The following is a 7,611-nucleotide window of genomic DNA, read 5'->3' as shown; positions in this document are numbered from 1 at the left end:
ACATCTTTTACTTTGCGATCGGAAACGATTTGGTCGGCAAAACTAAGTTGGGAGCAGGGGGAGATCTTCATAGGGTAAAGATACAAAAAAGAAAGAATTGACAAAATAAACAAAGAAAATAGTTTTGCAGAGGTCTCAGTTTATTTTCCGGTAATCAAAGCATCCAAAGGAGAACGAAGAATTTTTCCGACAATTAAGCCCAAAGAAGAGGCCGCTTCTCGCAACTCTTGTTCAAAAACGAACGCAATGCTGCCCACAAAATTCACGGAAAGATCCGAACATCCATAAGTGCATACATTGCGCAAGAAGAAACGACGAAATTCGTCGATCAGCAAAGCCTGTATGCTGCTTTCCTCGCGATGAGCAGCCAAAAAACGAGTAAATCCGGCCAAATAGCGGTTGGGAGTAGCTTCCCGATAAACATGTTGTATAACAGATGCTGCATCTACTTTGTAAGTGTCGATAAAAGCACGACACAAATGTGAAGGAAGCTGGGATTTTAATACGTCTGACAACAAACGACGTCCCAACACCGCGCCACTGCCTTCGTCACCTAACACATAGCCCAAGCTCGGGGTGGACTGCACAAAGCATTTCCCATCATAAAGAGCACTACCTGAACCTGTTCCCAAAATACATACGATCCCTTCTTCTTCTCCGCAAAGAGCATGGGCTGCCCCCAAGAGATCGGAAGCAACAAACACGTTTCGACTTCCCAATTCTGCCATTAACAATCGGCTCATTCTCTCTTCTTGTTCGGAGCGGCAACCGGCACCATAAAAAACAACATGATCCAAATTATCCGCAAGTGCAAAAAACTCATTGATTATCTGTGACTTTTTAAATGTATCATGAAGTATCGGAAGCACTTCCGTTTTCAACAGACTAACGATTGTTTCATCAGGCATCAATCCCGGATTCATACCTTGTGTTGTGAAGCGTATGAGTAGTTCGGCATCTTTCAAAAGTGCCCAATCCGTTTTTGTGGAACCTCCATCGGCGATAAGTGTTGTCATAACCGGTCTTTATTGTTGTTTTATGATAGCAAAAATACAAATTATAGGATAAAGCCCTCGGAAATTCGTAAAAAAAATAGTACTTTCGCAGTGAATAGTCTTTGATCAACGTTGTCGTATCGACTTTCTCTTTTTTTCTTTCTCTGACTATTATACCCTATAGGAGAGTATTCTCCAAGGACGAACGAGTTTCCCGAAAACGAAGGAGATTTGCCGACAATGTTCCCTTTTACATTTACATTTGGAAGTGCTCTTTTTTACTCGCAAAGACTCATCCATGATTTGACGCTGAAAAAGTCTATCTTTCTTTAAGACACGAAGAACTCTTTTTTAATGACAAACAAAAACAGCAAGAAAACAGCAGCATCGCCCAATTCTCAAAATAACAAAGGCGAAAAAAACAACAAGCGGAATCAGTTGAAAGAAGAATTGCGAGAAGTGGCAGGCGTCGGGTCACGCAATGACTATATTCGTTTCATCATCGGCATTGTATTACTCGTTGTCTCTTTCTTCATGCTTTTGTCAATGCTTTCCTACATCTTCACCGGCAGCCAAGATCAAGCCGATGTTTTGGCAGGAAACATCACAAAAGCCGCCAATCATGGAGGAAGCATGGGGGCTTACTGTGCATTCTACATGATGAACAATCTCTTTGGCCTGACCAGTTTGCTCATTCCCGTATACATCTTGGCCATCGTTCTCAAGCTGATGCTCAAAGATGCCTGTCCTATTCGTCTTTGGCTCTTATTCTTACACTTTGGTGCGATCATCATTCTCGGCAGTATAGACGCGGCCTACATCCAAGAATATTTCATGCCCAAGCGTTGGTTGTCCGAATTATCTTTCAATCTTGGAGGGCAGCATGGTAAAGCCATCCTTGCTACCATGTCCCAATATGTCGGAACCGTTGTGAGCGGAATCATTATCGTAATCATCAACATCTTATACATAGGATATTGGTTCACACAAGTTTTCATCTGGATATTCAAAGGTATTCAGAAGATCTCCGGTTTGCTGTTCGGGCAAGCAAACAACGAAGACAAATTCGAGGAAGAAGAAAACGATGATACAGAAAACGAAGAAGAAATAACAGATCGCAGCGAAGCCCCCATCGAAGACGATGAAACGGAGGAAGAAGATCATTCTTTCTCATCTACGGTGATTGATCTTGACATTTCCGACAACGAACCTACAAGTTCCGAAATCGCCCCTTCAACCACACAAAACGCTTTTACACAAGAAGAAAAGCCGACATCTTTTGATGTAAAAGAAGAAGTAAACTTGGAGGTACTGCAGACTGAGGAAGAGGAGAAGTCGGAAGGCAAAACGGCCGAAGATGTAGCCAATCTGCCCCCCTATGACCCTAAATTGGATTTAAGTCGCTACAAATATCCTCCCCTATCTCTATTGGCAAAACATGATTCCAGCAATACGACCATTGATATGGACGAACAAAATGCCAATAAGGAGCGTATCATCAATGTGTTGAAAAACTTCGATGTGAAAATTTCAGCCATATCGGCAACCATAGGCCCGACAGTGACGCTATATGAAATAACTCCTGCCCCCGGTGTTCGCATCGCAAAAATCCGAAACCTTGAAGACGACATTGCTCTCTCTCTTTCTGCATTGGGCATACGCATAATAGCCCCCATTCCCGGCAAGGGTACAATCGGCATTGAAGTGCCTAATCGCAGACCGCAGGTTGTTTCGATGGAGAGTATTATCAATACACAAAAATTCAAAGAAACAAAATTCGATCTTCCTATTGCATTGGGCAGAACCATCACCAACGAAATGTTTATGGTGGACTTGGCCAAAATGCCCCACCTTCTCGTGGCAGGAGCAACAGGGCAAGGTAAATCAGTGGGATTGAATGCTCTCATCACTTCTCTTCTCTATAAAAAACACCCGGCCGAGCTGAAACTGGTCATGATTGATCCGAAGAAAGTGGAGTTCTCGATGTATAATCCGCTCATCAAACACTTTCTTGCACAAGTTTCCGATAGCGAAGAGCCGGTCATAACGGACGTTAAAAAAGTAATCCAAACTCTCAAAAGTCTCTGTCAAGAGATGGACGATCGCTACGATCTCTTGAAAAAAGCTCGTTGCAAAAACATCAAAGAATATAACGCCAAATTTATAGCGCGCCGTCTAAACCCCGAAAACGGTCATCATTTTCTGCCATATATTGTCGTGATCATTGATGAATTTGGAGATCTGATCATGACCGCAGGTAAAGACATCGAACTTCCCATTGCCCGCATCGCACAATTGGCACGCGCTGTCGGCATCCACATGGTCATTGCCACCCAAAGCCCCAGAACCACCATTATCACGGGAAAAATCAAAGCCAACTTTCCCGGCCGCATCGCTTTCAAAGTGTCGGGACGTGTGGAAAGTATGACCATATTGGATCGCACGGGAGCCAATAACCTTATCGGTCGAGGAGATATGCTCTTCTTGGCAGGAAGCGACATCACTCGCGTTCAATGTGCCTTTGTTGATACTCCCGAAGTGGAAGCCATAACAGAATACATCTCTCAACAACAAGGCTACCCCTACCCGTACGAACTGCCTCTTGTGGCAGAAGAAGGAGGAGAATGTGGAGATATTTCTCCTCAGGGCAACGGCAGTACTTTTGAGCAGGTGGCACGCTTCGTGGTAAACACTCAACAAGGTTCGACTTCCAAAATCCAACGTACTTTCAGCATTGGTTTCAACCGAGCCGGGCGTTTGATGGATCAACTCGAAGAGGTCGGCATCGTTGGCCCGGTAAATGGCTCTAAACCCAGAGAAGTTTATGTACAATCGGAAGCGGAACTACAAGTCATTTTGGAACAATTAAAAAATCAAGGCAAACATTTTGAATAATGAACTACACTCGCATTCTCTCTCTGATCATCACACTGTTCTCAATTACGGCCTCTGCACAAACCGCAAAAGAAGTGCTCGACAAAACAGCTGCAACGCTAAATAAAGGAGCAGTAACTGCAACTTTTTCTTCCAAAGGAAGTATGGGAAGCACCGGTGGAATCATCACAATGCAAGGAAACAAGTTTGTATTGACATCGTCACAAGCTAAGATTTGGTTTGACGGAAAAACAGAATGGGCCTGGATGCAAAACAGCGACGAAATCAACGTGACCAATCCCACAGCGGCTGAAATGGCATCAATCAATCCCATGAATTTCGTATATTTGTATAAACGAGGTTATCGTGCCGAGCTATCTCAGAAAAACAAAGGATTTGAGGTTCATCTCACGGCACAAAACGATAAAGCTTCAATCAAAGAAATCTATGTGATGATCGACAAGAGCAGTCATCTTCCTTCGTCTATTCGATTCCGCACAAAAAGTACGGAATGGACGCAAATAGCCATTAGTGCCATCCGCAACGAGGGAAAGAAAAAAGACACCTTTTTTCGTTTCAACCCTAAAACACATCCCAAACTCAATGTCATCGACATGAGATAAACATTCTAATGTTTTTTCTATCACAATAGTACGCATTTTTTTGCTAAATCTTAACCAAGCAAGGACGCACAACGATCCTTTTCTTATCAACAACATCATGGAACTCCTTAAAACAGTTATTCTCGGAAGTGGGCCTGCAGGCTACACCGCCGCCATTTATGCCGGACGCTCCGGTATCACTCCTGTTATATATGAAGGCTTACAACCCGGAGGACAGCTCACCCAAACAACAGACGTAGACAACTTTCCGGGCTACCCACAAGGCGTAGACGGCAATGTTCTTATGGATGATCTTCGCAGTCAAGCTATTCGCTTCGGAGCAGAGATTAGAACAACATTGTGTACAGCTGCCGACCTCTCACAACGTCCCTTCACGCTGACTTTCGATGACGGATCACAAGTGAAAACCGAAACATTGATCATTGCCACGGGGGCCACGGCCAAATATCTCGGATTGCCGGACGAAGAAAAATATCGTGGTATCGGAGTTTCGGCCTGTGCGACTTGTGATGGTTTCTTTTATCGCAAGAAGAAAGTGGCCGTAGTCGGCGGTGGAGATACGGCCTGCGAAGAAGCCACCTATTTGGCCGGTTTGGCAGAAAAAGTGTATCTCATCGTGAGAAAACCCTATCTCCGTGCTTCACAAGCGATGCAGGATCGTGTGTTTTCCAACGAAAAGATAGAAATCCTTTTCGAAACTAACACCGTCGGCCTTTTTGGAAAAGATGGTGTGGAAGGAGCACACCTTGTACGAAGAAAAGGAGAACCCGATGAAGAAAAATTTGATATTGCCATTGATGGCTTCTTCCTCGCGATAGGCCATAATCCCAATAGCGAAATTTTCCGAAAATGGATCAACGTAGACGAAACGGGTTACATTAAAACCGAAGGACAAACACCACGCACCAATATCCCGGGAGTATTTGCCGCAGGAGATGTGGCCGATCCTCTCTATCGCCAAGCCGTGACCGCTGCCGCAGCTGGTTGTAAGGCTGCCATTGAAGTAAAGGCTTTTTTGGATGAACATAATTCCTAAAAACAGAAGATGAAACTTGGACTTTTTCTAATGCTTCAAATAAAAGGCTAAGTCCGATCTTATTAAGGCTGTGTCAGATTTTTTTTGATGCAGCCTTATTGAAATATCGCCCAACAAATTGGCTTTCACACGATTTTTCTATGCTAAAACTTGAAGATTTCTTTCGTAATCCCGAACGTACCGCTTATCAAATATCTCCCGATGGTCGTCATATCTCTTTCATGGCTCCCTATAAGGATCGGATGAATGTGTTTGTACAATCCATCAACGAAAAATCCCAACTTGGTATCCCTCAACAATTGACATACGAAAGCGAACGCAGTATCAGCGGCTATATGTGGGCAGACAATGAACGCATCGTTTTTTCCAAAGATTGCGGAGGCGACGAAAATCATCGGCTTTTCGGAATTAAACTTGATGGTAGTGATTTTCGCTCATATACCGATTTTGAAGGAGTAAAGACTTCCATTATTGACGATTTGGAGGATATTCCCGGAATGATTTTGATTGGGTTGAATCGACGAAATCCGGAAGTTTTTGATCCATATCGCCTTAATCTTGACACAGGCGAACTCACTTTATTGGCCGAAAATCCGGGAAATTATCAAGGGTGGACAACCGACCATGAGGGACGTCTGAGAGTGGCTTATGCCATTGTCGATGGCGTAAACACCCAAATACTCTATCGCGACAATGAAGAAGAAGAGTTTCGCGCCGTAATAACAACCAACTTTAAGGAAGAAGTAAACTACTGCCTTTTTACTCCCGACAATCGCCTTGTGTGGAGCATCACCAATCTCGGACGTGACAAAAATGCTCTCGTACTCATGGATCCGGCCACCGGTAAAGAGTTGGAAGAACTGTTCACACACGACACATACGACATCACAAGCATCAGCTATTCTCGTCGTCGCAAAAAACTACTCAGTGCTTATTGCACCGGACACAGTCGTCCCATTCGGCATTTTTTCGACGAAGAAGCTCGTGTGCGAAGAGAAAAACTGCAAGCACATTTTCCAGACAAACGAATAGGAATTGCCGATACCGATCGTTCGGAGGAGCATTGTTTGCTATTTGTGGGATGCGACAGAACACAAGGAGCTTATTACTACTACCACGTGCCGACCGACCGATTGGTACATATTGCAGACATCGCTCCTTGGATTCGTCAAGAAGAAATGGTACCAATGCATGCCATACGATATACCACATCAGACCAATTGAACATTGAGGCCTATCTAAGTTTACCCAAAGGAACAGATGTGGAAATCATCAATGGAGAACCTCGTCTGACAAAAGGGAAAGCTCCTCTCCCGCTCATCGTCAATCCACATGGAGGCCCATGGGCGAGAGATTATTGGGGTTTCTCTTCCGAAGTTCAATTTCTCTGTTCACGCGGATATGCCGTTTTCCAAATGAACTTCCGAGGCAGCACCGGATACGGACGCAATTTTCTCGAAGCCAGCTATAAACAGTGGGGATTAAAAATGCAAGACGATATTACCGAGGGAGTGAAATGGTTGATTCAATCAGGAGTGGCCGACGCCCAACGTATCGCCATTTACGGCGGATCCTATGGCGGATATGCAACATTGGCCGGCATTTGTTTCACTCCCGAGCTATATCGCTGTGCCATTGACTATGTAGGAGTGTCTAATCTATTTACATTCATGAACACTATTCCTCCTTATTGGAAACCGATGCTTGAAATGATGTACGAACAGGTGGGAGATCCCGAAAAAGATCAAGAACAACTTGCTGCAACCTCTCCCGCACTACATGCCGACCGCATACAATGCCCTCTGTTTATTGCACAAGGGGCAAACGACCCTCGTGTCAATAAAGCCGAAAGCGACCAAATGGTTACAGCACTTAAAGATCGTGGCATTGAGGTGGAGTATATGGTGAAGAACAATGAAGGACATGGATTTCACAACCAAGAAAACCGTTTCGATTTTTATCGTGCCATGGAACGTTTTCTAAAACAACACCTTTAAAAAGGGTCTTCCGGAATTTGGAGTGATGGACTTAATTGTCTGAAATTCTTATATGTACATGTGTACCTGCTTTCGTAACTCCCTAT

5 protein-coding genes are annotated in these 7,611 nt (G+C 44.1%); 4 read left to right on the top strand and 1 reads right to left on the bottom strand.

The features are described 5' to 3' along the window. Window positions 1-140 precede the first annotated feature (140 nt). The gene (locus EII14_RS08880) at window positions 141-1,016 is read right to left on the bottom strand and encodes an ATPase (RefSeq protein WP_124932174.1); all 876 of its coding nucleotides are present in this window, start codon (window positions 1,014-1,016) and stop codon (window positions 141-143) included. 333 nt (window positions 1,017-1,349) lie between these two features. Here EII14_RS08880 and EII14_RS08875 point away from each other — a divergent pair, with 333 nt between their 5' ends. From EII14_RS08875 to EII14_RS08860, 4 genes are all read left to right on the top strand, one after another. Beyond that, window positions 1,350-3,890 (top strand): DNA translocase FtsK, encoded by a 2,541-nt coding sequence (locus tag EII14_RS08875; RefSeq protein WP_124932173.1) that lies wholly within the window; start codon window positions 1,350-1,352, stop codon window positions 3,888-3,890. Further along, a complete protein-coding gene (locus EII14_RS08870; protein ID WP_124932172.1) occupies window positions 3,890-4,492 on the top strand; it encodes a LolA-like putative outer membrane lipoprotein chaperone in 603 nt (200 codons plus the stop codon). The genes EII14_RS08875 and EII14_RS08870 overlap by 1 nt, the downstream gene beginning before the upstream one ends. Before the next feature lie 97 nt (window positions 4,493-4,589). Then, complete coding sequence (gene trxB, locus EII14_RS08865) at window positions 4,590-5,528, top strand: thioredoxin-disulfide reductase (protein WP_124932171.1); 939 nt, start codon at window positions 4,590-4,592, stop codon at window positions 5,526-5,528. Window positions 5,529-5,668: 140 nt separating this feature from the next. Next, window positions 5,669-7,525 (top strand): S9 family peptidase, encoded by a 1,857-nt coding sequence (locus tag EII14_RS08860; RefSeq protein WP_124932170.1) that lies wholly within the window; start codon window positions 5,669-5,671, stop codon window positions 7,523-7,525. The last annotated feature ends 86 nt before the right edge of the window (window positions 7,526-7,611 follow it).

This window comes from Alloprevotella sp. OH1205_COT-284 (assembly GCF_003859795.1).
Taxonomy (GTDB): Bacteria; Bacteroidota; Bacteroidia; order Bacteroidales; family Bacteroidaceae; genus Alloprevotella.
This window is presented reverse-complemented; position numbering and strand designations above follow the sequence as displayed.

Coding starts and splice junctions, on each gene's coding strand:
- EII14_RS08880 (WP_124932174.1), bottom strand. CDS start 1,016: ATGACAACACTTATCGCCGATGGAGGTTCCACAAAAACGGATTGGGCA.
- EII14_RS08875 (WP_124932173.1), top strand. CDS start 1,350: ATGACAAACAAAAACAGCAAGAAAACAGCAGCATCGCCCAATTCTCAA.
- EII14_RS08870 (WP_124932172.1), top strand. CDS start 3,890: ATGAACTACACTCGCATTCTCTCTCTGATCATCACACTGTTCTCAATT.
- trxB (WP_124932171.1), top strand. CDS start 4,590: ATGGAACTCCTTAAAACAGTTATTCTCGGAAGTGGGCCTGCAGGCTAC.
- EII14_RS08860 (WP_124932170.1), top strand. CDS start 5,669: ATGCTAAAACTTGAAGATTTCTTTCGTAATCCCGAACGTACCGCTTAT.